We start from the raw sequence: 21693 nt of genomic DNA on the forward strand, positions 1-21693 counted from the left end.
CATTTTTTTATTTTTTTTATTTCGGATAAATTACACTGGTAACCTTGCGGATGAATCCCTTATGATCAGTTTGGTTTTCAATAAAATATTTTGCGAATCGATCATGTGGTTATCCTGAAGCTCTTCCAATAAAATTTTGGTAACCCTGAGGCCGATCTCTTTAATTGGCTGGGCTACAGCGGTTATGGCCGGGTTAAAAAGGGCAAAATTGTTAATATCATCAAATACAGCAACACCGATGTCCCTGGTAATTATCAGTCCTGATTCTTTGAGGGCCTGCAGGCCGCTCAAGGCGAGATAGTTGGTTGCAAAAAAAATGGCATCTATATCCTTTTTACTTTTCAGGAGGCTTTTAAGGTTCTGGACGGTTTTGTGTGGATCTTCATTATAGATAATTTCTTTTAGGATAGATGGTAGCCCGTGTTTTTGGAGGGCCGCGTGGTAACCGTTAACACGTTCATTCATTTGGTCCTGCCCGGCCGCAAGGGTAACCATGGCAATGTTACAGAAGCCGTTATCTATCAAATGCAAAACAGCGGCCTCACTGCCGCGAAAGTTATCGACAAGTACTTTAGAACATTGCAGATCAGGCGAAGCGCGGTCGAACACCACTACCGGGTAACCTTCCTTTACAAGCTGGTTAATATCATCTTCCAAACCTGCAGTAGGCGCCACGATGTACCCATCCACCTGGTAATTTTTAAAGGTTTGCAGCAGGTCACGGGCGATAACGGTCGAATTTTCAGAGCTGCCATAAATAACGCGGTAACCTTCTTTATAAATATGCTCTTCCACAACCCTGGCGATGGCCGAAAAAAAAGGATCGCTTATATCTTCCACAATCATGCCCACCGTTTTACTTTTTCCTGTCCGCAGGCTGGCTGCCAGCCGGTTGGGCCGGTAACCTACCTTTTCAACAAACCTCAGTATTTTATTTTCCAGCGCCACGCTGATACCATATTGCCTCGCCTTGCCATTAAGAACATAGGAAACAGATGCTTCTGACACTTTTAACGCGGCAGCAATATCTTTCAAAGCCAATTTTTTCTTCATTTCGCCCAAAGCAGGATCCTCCTTAAGTCAAACTAATACAATCGTTAATAATACCACACAACAAAAGCCCCGCCCCCTATTTTATTTGAGGTCTTATGATAACGGCCTGGCCCCCTTTTGCATCCAGGTCAACAACAAAAGCATCATTGTGCCTGAGCTCAATCTTTTTTACCTGTATGCCGCCCTGTCCGTCATCGCCATAAACAGTAGCGGTGTATACCTGATTTTTTTCCAGGAAATCGAGCTTGAAGTTTGCTCCCCATTTCTGAAGGCCAGCAGCGCTGCCCAGGTACCAGGTACGGCCTTTACGGCGTGCTACGGTAATGCCTTCGCCTATCTCTCCCTGTACATATTTGCTTTCGTCCCATACAGTGGGCACATATTTAAAAAATTCAATGTCTGCCTCATCCTTATAATCCGGCGACCGACCGTACCAGAAAATTGCCTGCAACGGGTCAAAGTATACAATGGTTAGGGCCATTTGCTGGGCTTTGCTCACCCGGATATTTTTACTGTAATCATTCACCTTGTTGGGGTAGCAAAAGGTAAAATCGGCAGGGCCGGCCAGGTAACGCGTAAATGGCAATACGGTATTATGGAAAGCATCAGGACTGTTTTCATCGCCCCTGATCCCTTCCTGGCTCAGCACACACGGGTACCGGCGGCTTAAACCTGTGGGTTTATAATGATCATGTACGTTGAGTATCATGCCATAATCATTTACTTTTTTCATGGCCGAATCAAGCCAGGCAAGGCCTTTCTTTGTGCCGCCATCCACAAAGCCAAACTTTAGCCCGCTAACCCCCCACTTTTTATAAAGCGGCAATATGGTATCTATCTTAGCTTTGAGCCCCACATAATTTACGTATAAAATAACGCCGATGCCTTTTTGCCGGGCATGGGCAATGATATCCGGCAAGTGGAAATCAGGTAAGTATCTGGTAGGATCAGAGGTAGTTCGAAATTCGGCACCGTACCAGCCTGCATCAACCAAAATGTATTGAAAGTTCATTTTTTGAGCAAAATCAATTCCATCAAGGGCGCCCTGCGTATTGATAGGTACCCTGAAAACCTTTCCGGGCTTTACATAATCGGGCACCTCATTACTAAGTGGTTTAACCAGTTTAAGATTAAGCTGACTAAAAGCGTGCAAACCTATGGCAGTACTACTGCAACTAACGGTTCGCCAGGGAGTAATGAGACTATCGGTGAACCGGATCAACGAATCCTTCCGAACCGATTGAACGCGGTGGTCGCGGTAAATAGTATCCGTATAAAATTGTAACGACAGGCTATTGGAGCGGCTGCCGTGAACCAATACGCATTTGGTATAATTGCGGTTATCGGCTTCGCCGATACTTATATATGACTGTGCGGCTGTAAGCGTTGAAGGAAGGTCACTGGTACCCGGCAATGAATCGACCATAACCGGCCGGAAAACAGATTCTTCGTGATACTGGTAAATGCGATAGCTTGTTGCAAGGTTAAACTCCGTTAGTTCCGATTTAAGTTGTACAATGCTATCACCAAGCTGCTTACAGACATACCTAAACGCCAGGCTTCCATCATATACCCTTACGATAATATCATAATTACCTCTGCCAGAGGTGCAATGAAGTGTGAGCTCGTTACAATGATTTACCAGGCTGGCATCTTCTCCCAGTGGCCACAAAAACTTTTCATTGATTTCTTTTTTGGCCGACCCCTTTAATGTAATACCCTGAACTAATGAAGAACCGTTAGTTTCGATCCCCAAACGCGACCAGTTAACAATTAACCGTGTGTTGAAAATTAACCGATAATACAGTTGCCCTTGCTCATCCAGTGAAAATTGCGCCCGCGTACGGTTATCTGGTGAATAAAGCAGTGCAACAACCTTTTGCTTTGCGGACACAGTATTATTGCAAAAGGGAGAAAGGGCTATAAAAAAGGCAAAAAAAAGGTATTTATTCTTCATTGTTTAGGATACGGGGCAACAACAGTAATAAGGACAAGCAATGCTCTTAAATATACTCAAAGAGATTAGTGATTTAGTTCAAATTGTTCAGGGTATTTCATTAGGGCACATTATCTCCGGCAAATGCAGTTATTTTTTCGATATAGTTTTTTTATTGAGTATGAGAATCCGCCTTTATTGTCTTCCTCTATACACTATAAAAACTTCTATGAACAAATTCCTGGCACTGACATGTGCAGTCGTATTTTTATTAAAAACAGTCAAGGCAGAAATCATAACTTATAAAGCACCCGAAAGTAACTTAGTTAATCATACCATTAAAGTAGATGTGCGGCAGGGCACAGGCAACTGGCAGCCCGTAGATGTATATACCGCCGATGTCGCGGCTCGTTTTGACGCGCAGCGTATTATTAAAAAAACCGCTTTTACTTACTTTGATTGTTCTGGTTCGGTAAAGCTTCGGGTTAAGCTAAACCAGGGGAATATCAAAGAAGTAAGGATCAGACCTACGGCATATGGCATCAAGCCCGAGGTTAAAGGCAACGTTGTGGAATTTGAATTAAGCGCTTCGCAATATGTTTCGTTAGAGGTAAACGGCAACATTTTTGAAAACCTGCAAATTTTTGCTAATCCTATAGAAAGCAGCCATCCCACAAAAGCTGATGCGCAAACACTTTATTTCGGCCCGGGCATCCATAAAATCGGCCGGATGGTGATCCCCTCGGGTAAAACCGTGTATGTGGCCGGCGGCGCTATTGTTGAAGGTTCATTTGTTATAGATCATGCAGAGAATGTCAGGATCTGCGGCCGCGGAATCCTTACACAGCACCCGGTACAGGGCGACAGCGTTAACCCCCCAAATACTACGGGAACATTCTCGAAATTCAGGAACGATCATTTGATCATCCAGAACAGCAATAACATCAGTGTTGACGGCATTATTGAGCTCCCAACGGGCTATTCTATTTTGATAGGCGAATCAAAGCATGTGAAAATAAGCAATTTCAAAGCTTTCAGTGCAACCGGTAATGCCGATGGTATCGACATCTTTTGCAGTCAGGATATTAAGCTTGATCATATATACATGCGAAACTCTGACGATTGTATCGCTATTTACGGTCACCGTTGGAATTATTATGGCAATACCTCCGATATTACAGTTAACAACGCCATTTTGTGGGCAGATGTAGCCCACCCGCTGCTGATAGGCACGCATGGGGATACCGACCACCCGGACACTTTACAGAATATCCGCGTTCAAAACATGACGGTACTTGACCATAACGAAAACCAGCTTGATTACCAGGGCTGCATATCACTTAATGCCGGCGACAGCAACCTGATCAGGAACGCCAGTTTTGAAAACGTGGAGATTGAGGATATCCGCAAGGGGCAACTGTTTAATTTAAGAGTGATGTACAACCGAAAATATAACACCTCTCCCGGGCTGGGGATCGAGAACATACTGTTCAGGAATGTTAATTATAACGGGAAGCGGGCTGATATGTCTGTTATAGCCGGCTACGATGACAAACGCGGCATCAGGAACGTTATATTTGAAAACCTGAAGATAAACGGCACCCTGATATTCGATAAGATGCCGGGCAAACCCAGCTTTTATAAAACAAGCGATATGGCTAACATATTTGTGGGTGAACATGTGGACGGGGTCCAGTTTCTGCGCAAGGATTAAGGGTAAGATTGACTACCTGTCCTTGTGTGCAATCTTTTATATCTCCACTAATATTTTTAAGGTATTAAATTGTGCGATTCCCTTCTTGGGAAACTACTGTTGTGTACACTTCTTTTCAACTAAAAGAAAATGTCATTTCAATAGAGCTGTGGAGGCCTGAGCGAGCGAGCAAAGGAGATCTTATACGATATGCCAAGTAACGTGAAAAGCTCGCGGACATGGTGTAGAAGATTTCTCCTCCCCCAACACACTTTCCCGACGCTACGTTGGTCGAAATGACATCGTTTTTCAATTGATAATAAATCATTGAAGGAGTGTACAGACAATAGCTCAAGAAAGGAATTGAAAGAATCTTTAATTACTTCTACAATACTTACCCATACACAAAACAGCTTATTCCAAGCGCTTTAACGTCATAAAAATTTCAAAAAACATCACGTTGCTGTGAGTATCATTTACAGCAGTCATTGTCTTTGGTGTGTCCGATTATAAAACTGTTTTGTTCCACGCCCTTACACGACTTCCAAACATACCGGAACGGCAGTAAATATGTTTACCTAAACAATTAAACCATGAAAAAACTTTTTACGCTTTGTAATTATTTGACAGGTACGCACCGGCAGATAAGGCTGCTGTTGTTTTCGCTGTCGATGTTTGTCACGATGGGTGTATGCGCCCAACCTTTTGTCCATCCTGGCGTGGCCTTTAACCGGGCCGATTTGGATCAATTGAAAGCCAACATTAGCCGCGAACCATGGCTATCCGGTTATAACGCATTTAAAAACGATTCGCATTCGCAATTAGGTTATGGGCAAAAGGGGCCTTTTGCAACAGTTACAAGAGCGCCCAACCTCAACAACAGCGCCTGGATTGAAGACATGCAGGCCGTTCACAACCTGGCCTGGATGTGGTGGTTTACGGGCGACTCTACTTATGCCCGCAAAGCTACCAATATGTTGGATGCCTGGGCAGTAACCAATACTACCTGGGGCGGCGGAGAATCCATGCTGGATATTGGCGATTATGCCCAGTATTGGGGCGTAGGTGCTGAAATCCTTCGTTGTACCTTTCCCGGTTGGACCGCAGCCAACACACAGCACGTAAAAAATTATTTTGCTAATGTTTTATTCCCTACTTCCTGGGTACCAAGCCCCTTGCGCGACGCGAATAAAGGGGCTCTTCAGTTAAAAATTGCCCTTGCCGCCTCGGTTTTTTGCGATGATGCAACCCGGTTTAACCAGGCGGTGGAAGTGTACCGGATGGATGCCGGAGGTGGGATGCGCAATTCATTGCCCGGTGGTGAAGTTGGAGATTCGGGCCGGGACGACCATTGGCGTGTGCAGGCAGCAGCACTGGCCTGGGGCGCGGAAGTTGCCTACAAGCAAGGTGCAGATATGTTTGCAGAATTGGATAACCGGGTATTGGCTATCGGTGAGTTGTATCATAAATACGCTTTTGACGGAGCAACAATGACCTTTATCCCGTTGGGGGGCTATGCAAGTTATTGGACCGGCTGGGGAATTCAGCCCGGAGCCAGGACCGGCGATATGACTAATCTTATTTACAGCGCTTATGCTGTACGCAAGGGAATACCTACCCCTAATACCGACAGGATGAGGGCCGCGTTAATGCAGCCCGGTGCCACCAATTATTCTCCGGCCGGCGGTAATTTCTTATATCTGAAATCATCAGACACATCTACCGCGGTTAAGTTGCCCCAGGTATACTATCCTGCTGATCATGTGCAGCCGGTGAGCAACCTTACCAATATTGATATCGGTAATACCGGGTTGGCGGGCAGCGCTGCCTACAATAACGGGGTTTGGACACTTCAAGGCGCCGGAACCTCCACCAGTAATGCTTTTAGCTTTAATTTTAAGAAAATTAGCGGCGATGCCGGCCTGGTAGTAAAAGTTGAGAATATGTCGTTAAATACCGGTGGTTGCGGGGTCATGTTACGCCAATCGTTGGCGCCCGGTTCGGCTTTTTATGATATTTTCCTTAAAGCGACAGGCGGTGCCGGAAACCATTACCAACCCAAAGCCCCCTGGTGGTTAAAAATTGAGCGCGTAGGCACCCGCATATTTACATACCATTCGCAGGATGGCATCAGTTGGACCAATCTTGGTTGCTGGTATTCTGCAACAGGTTTTCCCACTGATTTGTATGCCGGATTTTATACCCTTTCCAGTAATAACTCGGCGCTAAATACGGCCACGTTCAGTAATGTGGCTTATAGTCAATCCGCACCTGCCGGATCTCCGGAGATTAGCAGTGCTACCACAGCTACAGCTACCAATGGTGCGCCTTTCAGTTATAACATCATAGCCAGTGCTAATCCATCTTCTTACAGTGCCAGCGGCCTGCCGGCAGGGCTTAGCATTGATGCGGCTACCGGTATCATCTCGGGCACACCTACCGCGTTAGGGCAAAGTGAAATTACGATAGCCGCCACTAATGCCAGCGGCACCGGTACGGCAACCCTCATGCTGAATGTGGTCAATAACCAGGCACCGGCAGCACCGGCTTCGGCTGCGGCAGCTGTTGTTAATTCTACACAAATTAATATTACCTGGGTAGCTTCAGCCAATGCTACCAGCTATTCGGTAAAACGGTCGTCGTCATCCACCGGGCCGTTTACCACAATACAATCAGGTATAACCAACACATCATATATAGATGCCAGCCCTGTACCCGAGGTAAACAATTATTATGTTGTGACCGCGCTTGCCGGAACATTGGAAAGCGGAAACTCGAATGTTATTTTCTCATCCGTACCACCGGCTGCCCCGGCGCAGCCTGCGGCTGTTAATAAAAACAAGGAGGTTGACTTGAGCTGGAATGCAGCAGCAGGGGCGGCTACTTATAATGTAAAACGCGCTACCATAAGCGGCGGTCCTTATACTACCGTAGCCAATGTTTCAACTACGGTATACGCGGATCTGAATGTAAGCAACGGAAGCCCATACTATTATGTTGTTTCATCTGTTGGCCAAACCAAAGAAAGCTCCAATTCGGCCGAAACATTTGGCGTACCCGGCTCAAGCACTTCAACATGGAGCCAGCAGCCCGAGTCCGACTCGCTTACCCTGGCCAGCAACTGGCAGGAAAACGCGACACCTGTTAATCCAGCCATTATTACTTTTCAAAACAGTGCAGATACCGTACTTACCAACGACATCCCAAACCTTGTAGCCTCGAGAATTCAGTTTAATGCAAACGCCGGCAGCTATACCATTGACGGCGCAGCAATTCATTTGCGAAATGACCTGGTTAATAACAGTTCTGGCTACCAAACCCTGAAGATGCCTGTAACACTCGATACATTACTTAATGTAAACACCCCCAATGTGAGCGGCACTGTAGCATTAACCGGGCAAATAACAGGCACAGGCAGCCTGCTCAAGAACGGTATCGGGTTCCTGTATGCAGGGGGCAACAACACCTACTCCGGCGGTACTATCCTCAACGGAAACGGGCAAAGCTGGCCGCCGGTTTATGGCATGGAAGTATCGGGAACAAGTACGGGAGCGCCTTCCGCCCCTACATCAGGCCCGCTCGGCACCGGAAAGATCACCATGAACGGCGGCGCGCTTTTTTCGGCCAACGGCGATGCTACCTTGTACAACGATATTGAAATAGCTGCCGGAAAAACCAGTTATTTTTACCAAACCAGCAACGCATTGAACCTTTACGGGCGGCTTACCGGCAGCGGAACAATTATTCAGGATGGTAACGTATATGCCGGTTTACATTTGTTTGCCGATAACAGCAGCTTCACCGGGTACTTTGTATCCAAATTACGCAGCGGCAACTCACGTACCCGCTTTGAAGTACCCCAGTCAGGCAGCGCGAATGCTTCATGGAACCTTGACGCCAACGGTAATGATTGCCAGGGCATTATGTTCCCTACCGGCACTATCAGTTTTGGTGCGTTAAGCGGCCGCGGTGCTATCCGTACAGATGGTGGCGGCAGCCCAACCATCAGCATCGGTGCACTGAACATAACTACCACCTACGGCGGAACGATGACCGGCAGTATGAACGTAGAGAAAGTTGGTACAGCTATTCTGACATTTACCGGTAACCAGGCTTATTCCGGAACAACGACGATAAAAAACGGCACTTATTTGCTCAATAACGATCCTAACAGCGGCACATTCACCAGTCCGGTGGTTACAGTGGCCGGCACGTTTGGCGGCAGTGGGAAGAGTACATCATCGGCTACTATTGGTACAGGCTCAGGTACAGGCGCGGTACTGGCACCCGGTAACCAGGCCATAGGCACCATAAAAGTGGGCACCCTCACCATGAATGCCGATGCCACCTATAAAGCAGAGTTAAGCACCAGTTCGGCCACCAGTGATAAGGTAAGTACAGCCGTTGTTAATTTAGTGAACCAGCCTAAACTACAGATCACGGCTATCGACTCGACCAGCCTGGCCCAGGGAAGTTCGTTCACTATCATTGATAACACCGGAAGTGCGGCAATATCCGGTACATTTAAAGGCTTGCCCGAACTTGCTCCGGTAACCGTTGGCAGTTTTACGCTGCGCATCAGCTATAAAGGCGGTACGGGCAATGACGTTGTGCTGCTGGACGACCGGCCATTACCGGTAATTATCACCAGCGCGCCAACTGATACCACGCTGATAGGAAAACCTATGACTTATACCGTAACCGGAATTAAGTCGCCCAACCATTTTTCGGCCAGTGGATTGCCGGCCGGGTTACAAATTGATTCTTTATCAGGCAAAATTTCAGGAACACCAACGGAATCAGGCACCTTTAATGTAAGCCTGTCGGCAGGCAACGGCAGTACAACAGGTACTTCAACATTGGTACTCACGGTACTTAGCAGTGCTGTAAACTCTTTGACAGTTGCCGCGGGCGATGCCAAAAACATCCTTGAATGGCAATCACTTCCCGGCTACAGTTATAACGTTAAACGTTCAACAACTTCCGGCGGGCCATATACCGCACTTGGCTCGGTTAGTAACCTTACCTTCACCGACAGCAATGTAAGCAATGGCACAACCTATTTTTATGTGATAGCCCCTGCAGACAGTACCGGCGAAGGTACCAAAAGCACAGAAGTGGTTGCTAAACCCAATGCCGGGCAACGCGACTTTTATCAATTTGATGAGGTAAGCGGCAGCAAAGGCATTGATGCCTGGGGTGCCAATCATGCTGCACTCGCGGCAACAGCAAGTCGTGCTGCGGGTAAATATGGAAAATCTTTGCTGCTTGATGGTTCGGCGAACGCTTATGCAACATTGCCTGCCGGTATTTTCAGTACCTTGAACGATTTTACCATATCTGCCTGGGTGCGGATGGACGCCATAAGTACCTGGATGCGTGTTTTTGACTTTGGCTCAAGCACCACCCAATACATGTTCCTTACGGTACAGGCCGGTGTTACCAACGGGCAGTCAACCATTCGTTACGCTACTAAAAATGGCTCGGCTGCAGAACAGAATATCAATTACAATTACACCTTCCCGCTAAATACCTGGACCTACCTGGCGGTAACCCGGGCGGGCACCACTACTACACTTTATGTAAATGGAACATCGGTTGCCTCCTCAACAAACATTACCATCAAACCATCGGCGCTCGGTAGCACCACGCAAAATTATCTGGGCAAATCGCAGTTTGCCGATCCGATGTTCAAAGGCTCCATTGATAATTTCAAGATCTACGGCAGGGCGTTAAGCAGCACCGAAATTGCTGCCGATATATTGGGCGATCAAACAATTACCTTCGCGTCCTTCAGCGGAAAAACATTTGGCGACGCCGATTTTGTGTCCGTTGCAACAGCTTCATCAGGTTTAGCGGTTTCTTACAGCAGTTCAGATACTACTGTTGCCAGTGTGATCAATGGCGCCATCCACATTAAAGCGGCCGGAACAGCAACCATCACTGCTTCCCAGGCCGGAAACAGCAGTTTTAAAGCAGCTACTTCTATTAATCAAAGCCTCACCATTAGCCAAAACGCACAAACCATTACGTTTAATGCGATCCCTGCAAAAACAGTTGCCGACAGCGATTTTGCGGCCGGTGCTGTAGCCAGTTCTGGCCTTGCGGTAAGCTATAGCAGTTCGGACAGTACGGTAGTTCAGATAGCGGGCGGAAAGTTGCACATCACCGGTGCGGGTACCGCCGTGATCACCGCCTCCCAGGGTGGGAATGCTAATTATCTTGCGGCATCACCGGTTACACAAACACTTACCGTTAACAAGCTGAGCCAAAGCATCAGTTTTGCCGCGTTACCTCTAAGCAGGCCTGGCGATGCAGATATCAGCCTGAATGCGACAGCTACTTCCGGACTTACAGTTGTTTACACCAGCTCAAACTTAAACGTAGCTACGGTAATCAATAACAAGCTGCATATTGTAGGCGCGGGCAGCAGTGCTATTACAGCGCAGCAAGGTGGCAACGCTCGTTTTGATACGACAGCCTCAAGCAAAACCTTCACCGTATTGCCATACAATGTCCAGGTACAATCCTCCGACGGGGATAGCAACCAGCCTGTAAACAATCTCATTAAGCCATTTCTGAAAATTGTTAACCAGGATTCTGTCGCCATTAATTTAAACGAACTGACCATGAGGTATTGGTTTACCGCGGAAAATTATGCCGGGATCAATTCGTGGATTGATTATGCCCAAATGGGGAACAGTAACGTTACCATGAAATATGTTCAGTTACCCAACCCGCGCACAGGCGCCCTGGGTTATATAGAATATGGTTTCCTGAATAACGGCCAGCTCAGCGCAGGCGGCAATTCCGGGGTTATTCAGTCGAGGTTTGCCAACCAGGACTGGTCAAACTTTTCGGAGGCCGATGATTATTCATACCTGCCATACACCGGGAGCTATGCCGCAAACAGCCATATCACCCTTTACCGCAACGGGCAGTTAATTTACGGTACCGAGCCTGCTGCAGTTACAGCTACCACGGCTTTTACTGTATCTTATCAAAACCAAAATCAAAGCACTTCCGGAAATACGATCAGTACCTACCTGGCGCTTAACAATACCGGAAACGTGCCTGTCAATTACAGCGATCTTTCCGTTCGTTATTGGTTTAGCCGCGAAGGCACAGCAGGATTGAATTTCTCGGTAAGCTATGCCAAACTGGGCAACAGCAAAATCAACAACCGGTTTGTTACTTTAAGTCCCCCTTTAACCGGGGCAGACACCTATCTTGAATTAACCATCGATCCATCGGCCGGTTCGCTTTACCCCTTAAGCAATACCGGTAACATTCAATACCAGGTTAATAAAACAGACTGGTCGGCATTTAACGAGGCCAATGATTATTCGTTTGCTGCTAAAGCTGCTATGGCGCTTAACAGCCATATTACCGTTTACTATAAAGATCAGCTGATTTATGGAACTGAACCTACATTGCTCAGCAGCAATTCGCTGGCTTCAACCATAGGTCAAAAAACCGGTATTGTACAGGATAACAGCGCACCTATCGGTACTGTTCAAAACAATGTGATCTACCCAAACCCGGTGGCTGCACGCAGCTTCAACATTAAACTAACGCCCGACCTGGAGCAGAAAGAGATCAACCTGGTTATCCGGGATAATTTTGGCAAGGTTATGCAAAGCGGCAGGTATCGTGGTTTTGGCGGTAACCTTGGGGTTCAGTTAACCCGCTCGTATATGACCGGTGTTTACTTTGTTCAGATCAACAATCTGGCACCATTGCGCATGATAGTAAGCCCATGATTTTAGCTAAAAGCAGAATGCACGAAGCTTAAAGCTAAAAACTTTAAAACGCAAAAAGGGATGGCAGGGTTGCCGTCCCTTTTGCTTTTACAGAAATTCCCTTTGCCCCTGACAGAAACGCTTGGTTTATTAAATATTAATACTCGGTAGCCCCAATATCAAAAGCCGTACCCGATGGGCGTACAGCATTATAAAAATCAAATTTTATGCCGTATGATAAAACGTTTGCCCCCTGATCAATAAGCGGCGATGACGGTTGTAAATGGAAATCATCTCCGTTATAATCTACAAACCCGCAAACACTTACATCTGTGTTTATATAATTATTTGATTCGGTAAGTTTAACGCTGGTGCTTTTTAAAATTATCGGCTGTACCGATGCCGATTGTATGATAGCATTATTAATAACGGTATTCATGGGGATAGTTTCGGAGTTTAACTTTATACCTCCTAAAACAGAGCCCACAATGGTATTATTGATAAACTGAAAATCCGGGCCCGGCGTATACCGTGAATCAGCAAAAATACCGTAAGCTTTTGAGTCAATAATATAATTATTGAATACCTGGTTATCCCCAAGGCCAAGAACAATGATGCCGTTGCCGGGCGCATTCTTAACCAGGTTGTTATAGCATTGTCCGCCGGTACCTTCTCCTATTTGTATGCCATTATTTTGATAAGAAGCAAACGGACTTATCCCCGGATTTTTAACGGTGTTACTATAGATCATGCACCCCGACGTAGCACTGCCAACCTGGATCCCTTCGGCACCGGTAGAGTCAACAAGGTTTTTGTAGATCCTGGCATTCACGATATCGTGAGGTAAAACTGTACCGCAGGAAGTTGAAACGCCATTCTGATAAAAAGAATTTCCTATATAAAGGCCCTCCCCTCCTGTTTTGTGAACGTAATTATCATGAATTATTACATTACTCATGGTAAAATTGCCCCGCCAGGTTGCAGCGTCGCATGTTGGATCGGTTTTTGCCATGATCCCCGCAAACCCGCTGTTACGCACCTCAACATTCGCGATCTCAAAGTCCGAGCTCAGATAGTCCATCGTCATACCGATGTTGCCGCCGTTTATATCAAACCCGTACTTAATTGAGGAAACGCCATTTCCCATTACCTTAAAGTACTGGCAGTTTTGTGTCTTAAATGCATACGAGGCGGTAGTTTCAGCAGTGAATGACACCCTTCCGCCCTGGTTAACAATTAAGATAGGAGCGGCGGCTGTACCTTTAAAGTTTTTAAGCAGCAAAGCCCCGCGTTCACCGGCGGGGATATATATTATAGCCCCCGCGGGGATATTTGTCCCGTCAACCATCCACTCGGTAGTTTTAACGGTGTAAGTATAGGTAGTTACCGGCTTCGTTTTCAAAATTTTCAGTTTTCCATCCTGCTCCGGAATTGAACTTGCCGGTGTTTCAATTTTGTTTATACTTTTTGAACACGCAAAGCATGATATTACCAGCATACCAGCTATCATGCTTAGTAAGTAATTGTTATTTCCCATTTATTAATCTGAAAGAGTTTTGATAATCAACCATTCCCTGTTATGCGGAACCGGCAGTTCTACGTTATTTTTTCACATATTGTTGCCCGCACAATTAAATCACCCGCTTGCAGCGTTCAGGGGCTTCGGTAATAAACAAGAATTGTAAAAAAGAGGGTTGCTTTAATAGCACATGGTTGCATAGGCTATCGCCGATGCAAAAGGCTTGCAGTTTATAACTGAGTGGAATTACCCTCACGGACGCCCATATGATTATATAAGGACCATTGCCGCTGACTTAGCCTGATAGTCCATCCTGGTAAGATTAAACCTGTTTTATTTTACTGCGCTTAGCCTGCTGATATTCAGTGGGTGTTGTACCGAATTGTTTCAGGAAATTACGGCCCAGGTGTGATTGAGAACTGTAACCTACCATGTTGGCTACTTCGTAAATTTTATAATCACCTTCTTCCAGTAACTGCGCGGCAGCCTTGAGGCGGGTGATATTGATAAGCTCGTTAATAGTAAGATTGGATATAGCTTTAACCTTGCGGTACAGCGTTGGCTTACTCATATTCATGAGATTGGCTATCTGCTCTACATCAAGCTCGGCGTTTTGGATGTTTTTGTAGATAACACCGTTTAGCTTATCCAAAAAGCTTTCATCAGGTTTTGAGTAGGCCATCGACTTGATATGCGCCAGCGGCGAGCTCGCAAAATGCTCCTTAATTTTATTACGGTTAATAAGCAGGTTAGCTATCTGCACCTGCAAATGTTCGGGCGAAAACGGTTTTTCGATATAGGCATCGGCACCAACTTCCAGGCCTTCAATTTTACTTTGCAGGGTATTTTTTGCAGTAAGCAGTATAATGGGGATGTGGCTGTAATCGAAATTGGTTTTAATGGTTTTGCACAGTTCAAATCCATCTATTCCCGGCATCATCACATCGCTTATAATAAGCTGAATGTTCTCTATGCCTATCATATCCAGCGCTTCCTGTCCGTTAAGGGCTTTAATAACCGAATATTTATCGCTCAGATCATCCGAAATAAAATCAAGTATTTCAGGGTTATCATCCACTAAAAGTATAACTGGTTTCATAAAGTCAATATTCTCCTCTCTGTTACTTAGGTCTGCCTGCTCATATTCATCGGGGGTAATATGCAGGTCGAATTCTTTTTCCTGGTGAACAGGCAAAGTAAGGTTAAATATATTAAAATCGTTAATAGATTTATTCAACACCAATAAACCCTTATGCAATTCGGCTAAAGAGCGCGATAACGAAAGTCCTATCCCGGTGCCAATTTGTTTTTCCGACCCTTTCATCCTGAAGAAAGGCTCAAAGATCTTTTCGCGCATTTCGTAAGGGATCAGGTGCCCGTTATTCCTTATTTCGATGGTAAAGGTAGGGTCGTTAACCGGGTGATCAAGCAGTTCGATCTCAACAACAGAAGTGCTGTATTTGATGGCATTACTGATGAGGTTACTCATTATTTTGGTAAACGCTTCAATATCAACATAGGCATAAACGGTTTTAACCGGATGTATAAAGGTATAACTGAGGTTCTTTTGTTCGGCCATGGGCTTAAACCGCAAAAAGGTATCGGCAAGCAGATCCATAATATCGGTTTTAACAAAGCTGAGGCTAAAGCCATTGGTTTCGGTTTTTCTGAAGTCAAGCAGCTGGTTGGTAAGATCGAGCAGCCGGTTGGTATTCTTTTCCATGATCTTCAGGTTGTTTTGAATATCCGGAACATGCTCCGCCCGCCTGATCACTTTTTCCATCGGCCCTTTAATAAGCGTTAAAGGTGTACGGATTTCATGGGCCACGTTGGTGAAAAATTCAATCTTAGCATTATAGATCTGTTTTTCCTTATCATTTTCAAGGGTTTCGATAATGCGCTTATTTTTTTCGCGGGTTTTACGGTGATAGCTTCTGAGCAGGTAGTAACCTGTTAGTAAAAATAACAGGCAGTAAGCAATGTATGCCCAAACGCTTTCCCAAAAAGGAGGTGCTATATCAATTTCAATACTTGTTTCTTTTTGGGTCCAGATGCCGTTATTGTTTGCCGCTTTTACTACAAAGGTGTAATGTCCGGGCTGCAGTTGCGTAAAATAAACTTTTCGGTTGCGTTTAAGTTCGGTCCAGCCTTTATCCAAACCTTTCATCGTGTATTTATATTGGGTCATTTCGGGCGATGGGAAGCTCAGCGCAGCAAAATCAATACTGAATGAAGATTGGTTATAATTAAGGTTGATCTTTTTTGTGGTGATGATAGATTGTTTTAATAATGAATCGGCACCATTAACAGAAATCTCTTTATTGTGCACCTGGAAACCGGTTATATAAACCGGGGCTATAAAGTAATTCTGCTTAAAACTGGCAGGGTTAAAGCTAACCATACCACGCACACAACCAAAGTACATGGTACCGTCGGCATCTTTAAAAGACGAGTTGTAGTTAAACTGGTCACTTAATAAACCGTTGGCTTTTGTATAAATTTTTATGCTCCCGGTATTATCATTAAAGCAAACCAGCCCCCGGGTAGTGCTGATCCATAGGTTTTTATGGCTGTCTTCTTCCAGTCTGAAAATGTAATTGCTCGGAAAGCCGTTATTGGTGTCATAAAACTTATAGCTATCCGCTTCGGGATCATATCTCCATAAACCCAAACCTTCGGTAGCAAACCATAGTTTGTGGTTACTATCCTCAAAAACGCCGTTAACCGTGGTGGTGTTAAGCACATTTTTAACGGGGTAACGATAGTTTAGCTTAGTGCTTGTATTGTTTGCCGGATTGTAGCAGTAAATACCATCCCTTACGGTGCCAACCCAAATTTTGCCCTTATGGTCTTCGGTTATGGCGTAAATGAAATCATATGGGGGTAATTTATCTATCAGGGTAAAATCCTTGCTTGCCAAATTATACCTGTAAATGCCACGGGTAGTACCAACAAAAATGAGCCCGCTGCGGGTTTTGCAAAAGCAAATTATAAAGTTGCTTTTGAGGTCATTATTTCTGCTTCCGGCCAGGTAAACGCGTTCAACCTTGCCGGTTTTAATGTTCATGATATCCAGTCCCCGTTCAAAAGTACCTACAAACAGTTCATTGCCTAATGCTAATATACCGTGGATGTTGGTATTGGAGATGCTGGCACTTCCGCCGGGATTATAATGGGTCCAGGTGTTATCGGGAGCCAATTTGTTTAACCCGTTATCTTCGGTGCCCATCCACAGGTTGCCATACATGTCTTTGGTAATTTCGCGCACCACGTTTCCTTTAAGGGAATTTGGCTCAGTGTCGGGGTAAAATTTGTTAAAGGTTGAATATTGTTTAGGGTAATAGTTGAGGCCGCCAAAATAAGTGCCTGCCCAAACCCCGCCTTCCGAATCCTTATAAAGGCAATAAACGGCATTATCCGATATGGAGTAAGGGTCATTGAAATGCTTTCTGAGATTAAGAAATGTGCCCTTTACCGGGTCATAAATAAATACGCCCGATTCTGTGGCTATCCAATATTCTGTATCGCTGTATTTTAAAAAATCGCGCACGTAAACAGCCGTTTTATCCGGGTTGTAGTTAAGCAGGTCCTTGTAGGTATAGGTTTCAGCATTAAATTCCTTAAAACCATGACTATTGGTACCTACAAATATTTTGTTGTTACCGGCATAATAAATCTTCTCAATAAACTTTGAGGTAACTTTATCAGTTGGCTTAAACACGTTGTAAGCGGTAAAAGTGCGGCTTGCCCGGTCAAATTTCTCCATTGCGCCGGTTGAAGAAGAAGCCCACACTGTACCATTAATGATTACTACAGACGTAGCCTCAAAATGCTGCGAAGGCCAGTAATCAGTTCTTTCGCCGGTTTTTGTGTTATATCTTATTAATGAAGCTCCGGCTACAAACCAGCAATTATCATGTTCATCAAAAGTGATACTGCGCACACCGTTAATATTTGCCGTATTGATATGTGTAAATGTTTCTGACAGGGGATCATACTTATCAAGGCCCTCGTCGGTACCTATCCAAAGCGTACCTTCTTTATCAAGGCACAGGGTATGCACCATGTTGTTGGAGATGGTGCTCTTATTTGCAGGGTTATGTCTGAACGTTTTAAAGGTATAACCATCAAAACGGTTCAGGCCGTCCTTAGTACCAAACCACAAAAAGCCGCGCCTGTCCTGCATGCTGCAGTAAACGGTATTATGCGATAACCCATGCTCAACCTGGTAATGCTTGAAGTAGTAGGTCTGGGCATTGCAAATACCGCATGATACTGTAAAAAATAATAGAAATATGTATAGTGGTTTCAAAATAATCAGCTTAACGCAAATATAGCCAATCTGTTGCAGCGTTTCCCTTCTCCCGAAAATTGATACTTTTTGACTAAGTATTGATATGATTTGGTTAAGCGCCGGGGCCAAAATCCTTTTTCTTTACAACATGATTTTAGATATGTCAATTGTACATTTTTAAAATCAAAACTTAACCAATTAATAGATCATTTATGAGAAAATTTTTACTACTCAGGCATGGGGGAAACCCTCATGTGCAGTGGCCGCCCAGTAAATGGAGCCCCAAAGTAATGCTAATCGCTTTTTTCATCATGACCGGTTTCCTTTTTTCGTTTAGCGCATCCGCGCAAAATAAAATTAAGGTAACAGGCAACGTGGTTGATACCACCGGCCAGGTACTTACCGGCGTAGCCGTACGGGTACAGGGCACACAGGGGGGTACCACAACCGATGCGCAAGGCAATTTCAGCATTAACGTACCGGGTGCAAACAGCACTTTGGTTTTTACTTACATCGGTTTTACTACACTCGAATTACCGTTAAACGGCCAAACAGCCGTAAAAGTGCGGTTGCGTGCCACAAACTCGGCTTTACAGGAGGTGGTTGTTACGGGTTACGGTACGCAAAAGAAGGCATCTATCACAGGTGCCATTTCAACAGTTACCAGTAAAGACCTCGACCGCGTACATGCCGGTTCAACTGTAAGTACAGGTTTGGCAGGTAAAATTCCGGGGGTAACTTTCAGGATGTCTGAAGGCAGGCCTGGTGCCAGCGCCAGCATCCAGATCCGTAACATGGGTACACCTTTATATGTAATTGACGGGATCCAGCAGGATGAAGGCCAGTTTAACAACCTTGCTCCTAACGATGTGGAGAGTATCTCGGTATTGAAAGACGCTTCGGCAGCTATCTACGGTGTACGTGCGGCTAACGGCGTAGTGGTGGTAACCACCAAAAAAGGCGCTGGTGAAGCCCGCATCAATATTGATGCTTACACCGGTTACCAAAACTGGTACAGGTTCCCCAACGTGTTAACCAATTCATATGATTACATGCGTTACCGCGCTGATGCCGAGGTTAACAGCAATGGCTCAACCAGTATTACCCAAGCCGAGCTTGATAAGTATAAAGCCGGCACCGAAAAAGGTTACCAAAGCTTTAACTGGCGTGATTATGTTTTGAAGGCCAATAACAACGCCCCGCAAAACTCGGTAAATGCCAATTTTACCGGCGGTAACGACAGGGTTAACTATTATGTTTCGGCAACTAACCTTTATCAAAATTCGCAGTTGGGTAAAGAGTATAAATTTAACCGTTCAAATATCCAGTCGAACGTTTCGGTTAAAGTGGCCAACGGTTTAAAAGTAAGCCTGGACATTAACGGGCGTATCGAAACCCGCGAAAACCCTGGTGTACCGGGTGGCGATGATTACTTCCTTGCCCGTTTTGCCGTATTAAGAAATACGCCTCTTGAGCGTCCTTATGCTAATGATAATCCCGCATACCTCAATGATATCGGTCATACTGAGTCAAACTATGCCTTCCTGAATAAAAAGCTTTCAGGACTTTATCACAGTGATTGGCGAGTACTTCAAAGTAACTTTGGCGTTGAGTATCAAATACCGGGAGTAAAAGGATTGAATGTGAGAGGTTTGTACTCTTATTATATTGCTGATTATTTGCTTAATAACCAGGAGTACACGTACAATGCGTATACCTACAAGCCGGCTACCGATACTTATGATGTAACCGGCGGCAGCACCAACCCATGGCGCGAACGTGAGCAGCGTAAAGAGTTTGCCAAAACTTACCAATGGCAAATTAATTATAACAACAGTTTTGGTAAACATACCATTGGCGCTACGTTTGTTTCTGAACGTATTGAGTTAAAACATTTACGTAACTGGATCCATGCTTCGCCAATTTCAAATAACCTGCCATTGATCTACTTCCCAACAGCCGATCAATACCAGGATAGTGATAATACCGAAACCCGCATAGGTTATATTGGCCGTGTAAACTATAACTATGACAACCGCTATTATTTGGAAGCTTCGGCAAGGCGGGATGCATCATACCTGTTTGCCCCTGATAAACGTGTGGGTTATTTCCCTGGTGTATCTGCCGGCTGGCGCATCACACAGGAAGGTTTCATGAAAAAACTATTAGGCGAAAACAGTATCCTGAATGATTTGAAATTCCGTGGTTCATACGGTGTGTTAGGTGACGACCGTGATCCGGGAAATTCAGCTAATCCTATTGTGGCCCCATATGCTTATTTGCCAGGTTACAACTACAACCAGGGCACTTATATTTTTGATGGCAACGCGGTTATCACTTCAAGGGATAAAGGGATCCCTGTAACCCGTATTTCATGGCTGAAAAGTAAAATTACCGATGTTGCTGCCGATTTCAGCTTGTTTAACAGTTCACTGAATGGTACTATCGATTATTTCTATCGTAAACGTACCGGCTTGTTAGGTACTAAAAATGATGTTGTGGTACCTATTGAAATAGGCTACTCTTTGCCGAAGGAAAACGCGAGCAGCGATTCGCAACGCGGTTTTGAGATCTCGCTTAACTATAACGGTAAAATTGGCAAAGCAAGCTATAATATAGGCGGTAACTTTGGCTACACCCGCCAAAAAAACCTGCAAAGCTATAACCCGCTATTCTTTAACTCATGGGATCAATACCGCAACTCGACCGAAAACAGGTACTCGCATATCGACTGGGGCTACCAGGTTATTGGCCAGTTTACGTCGCAGGAACAGATCAACAACTATACTATCAACAACGATGGCAAAGGTAACCGTACCTTATTGCCGGGCGACCTGATGTATAAAGATCAGAATGGCGATGGAAAAATTGACCAGTATGACGAGCGCCCTATAGGTTTCGGTTATGGTACACAGCCTAATATCAACTTCGGCTTTACAGTTGGTGCTGCTTATAAAGGCTTTGATTTCCATGCCGATTTTTCAGGTGGTGCAGGTTATACCTGGTTCCAGAATTATGAAACCCGCTGGGCGTTCCAGAACAATGGTAACCTGAACTCGATATTTGAAGACAGGTGGCACCGCCAGGATATGTTTGATTTAAACAGTCCGTGGGTGCCGGGTAAATATCCGGCAAACAGGGTGAACCCAGGTTTTGGTCATAGCGATTACGAGCTAAACGGCCAGCGTAACTCAACTTTTTGGTTGCATAGTGTAAGGTATTTAAGGGCCAGGACTTTAGAACTGGGCTATTCATTGCCGACTGATGTGCTTAAGAAAGTGAAGATCAGGAGAGCGAGATTTTATGTTAACGCGTACAACATGTTTTCATTTGATAACCTGAAACAGTATGGCGTTGACCCGGAAACTACCGATGATAATGGTTTACAGTTTCCGCAAAGTAAGGTACTCAACTTCGGCGTTAATTTAACCTTTTAATTAATTCCTAAAGTTTAAA

The 21693-nt window shown here is 45.0% G+C and carries 7 protein-coding genes; 3 read left to right on the forward strand and 4 right to left on the reverse strand.

Features of this window, described 5'->3' with window-relative positions:
• Positions 1 to 30: 30 nt before the first annotated feature.
• Positions 31 to 1053, reverse strand: coding sequence for a substrate-binding domain-containing protein (locus tag BLP33_RS24290; protein WP_090534060.1), 1023 nt, complete (start codon positions 1051 to 1053; stop codon positions 31 to 33).
• A 76-nt stretch (positions 1054 to 1129) separates the two neighbouring features.
• Positions 1130 to 3010: a glycoside hydrolase family 97 protein gene (locus tag BLP33_RS24295; protein WP_090534062.1), complete on the reverse strand. Its 1881-nt coding sequence runs from the start codon at positions 3008 to 3010 to the stop codon at positions 1130 to 1132.
• 208 nt (positions 3011 to 3218) lie between these two features.
• Here BLP33_RS24295 and BLP33_RS24300 point away from each other — a divergent pair, with 208 nt between their 5' ends.
• Positions 3219 to 4703 carry a glycosyl hydrolase family 28 protein gene (locus BLP33_RS24300; protein WP_175490106.1) on the forward strand — a complete coding sequence of 495 codons (1485 nt, stop codon included), beginning with the start codon at positions 3219 to 3221 and terminating at the stop codon, positions 4701 to 4703.
• Positions 4704 to 5275: 572 nt separating this feature from the next.
• On the forward strand, positions 5276 to 12445 hold the full coding sequence (locus BLP33_RS24305; RefSeq protein ID WP_090534066.1) for a cellulose binding domain-containing protein: 7170 nt from the start codon (positions 5276 to 5278) through the stop codon (positions 12443 to 12445).
• A 136-nt stretch (positions 12446 to 12581) separates the two neighbouring features.
• On the opposite strand, the gene BLP33_RS24310 is transcribed toward BLP33_RS24305, so the two are convergent.
• Positions 12582 to 13961 carry a right-handed parallel beta-helix repeat-containing protein gene (locus BLP33_RS24310; protein WP_090534068.1) on the reverse strand — a complete coding sequence of 460 codons (1380 nt, stop codon included), beginning with the start codon at positions 13959 to 13961 and terminating at the stop codon, positions 12582 to 12584.
• A 304-nt stretch (positions 13962 to 14265) separates the two neighbouring features.
• Positions 14266 to 18255, reverse strand: a complete 3990-nt coding sequence (locus BLP33_RS24315; protein WP_254780247.1) for a hybrid sensor histidine kinase/response regulator transcription factor — start codon at positions 18253 to 18255, stop codon at positions 14266 to 14268.
• 194 nt (positions 18256 to 18449) lie between these two features.
• Here BLP33_RS24315 and BLP33_RS24320 point away from each other — a divergent pair, with 194 nt between their 5' ends.
• Positions 18450 to 21674, forward strand: coding sequence for a SusC/RagA family TonB-linked outer membrane protein (locus BLP33_RS24320; protein WP_254780249.1), 3225 nt, complete (start codon positions 18450 to 18452; stop codon positions 21672 to 21674).
• Positions 21675 to 21693 lie beyond the last annotated feature (19 nt).

The organism is Mucilaginibacter sp. NFR10, assembly GCF_900100445.1.
Taxonomy (GTDB): domain Bacteria; phylum Bacteroidota; class Bacteroidia; order Sphingobacteriales; family Sphingobacteriaceae; genus Mucilaginibacter; species Mucilaginibacter rubeus.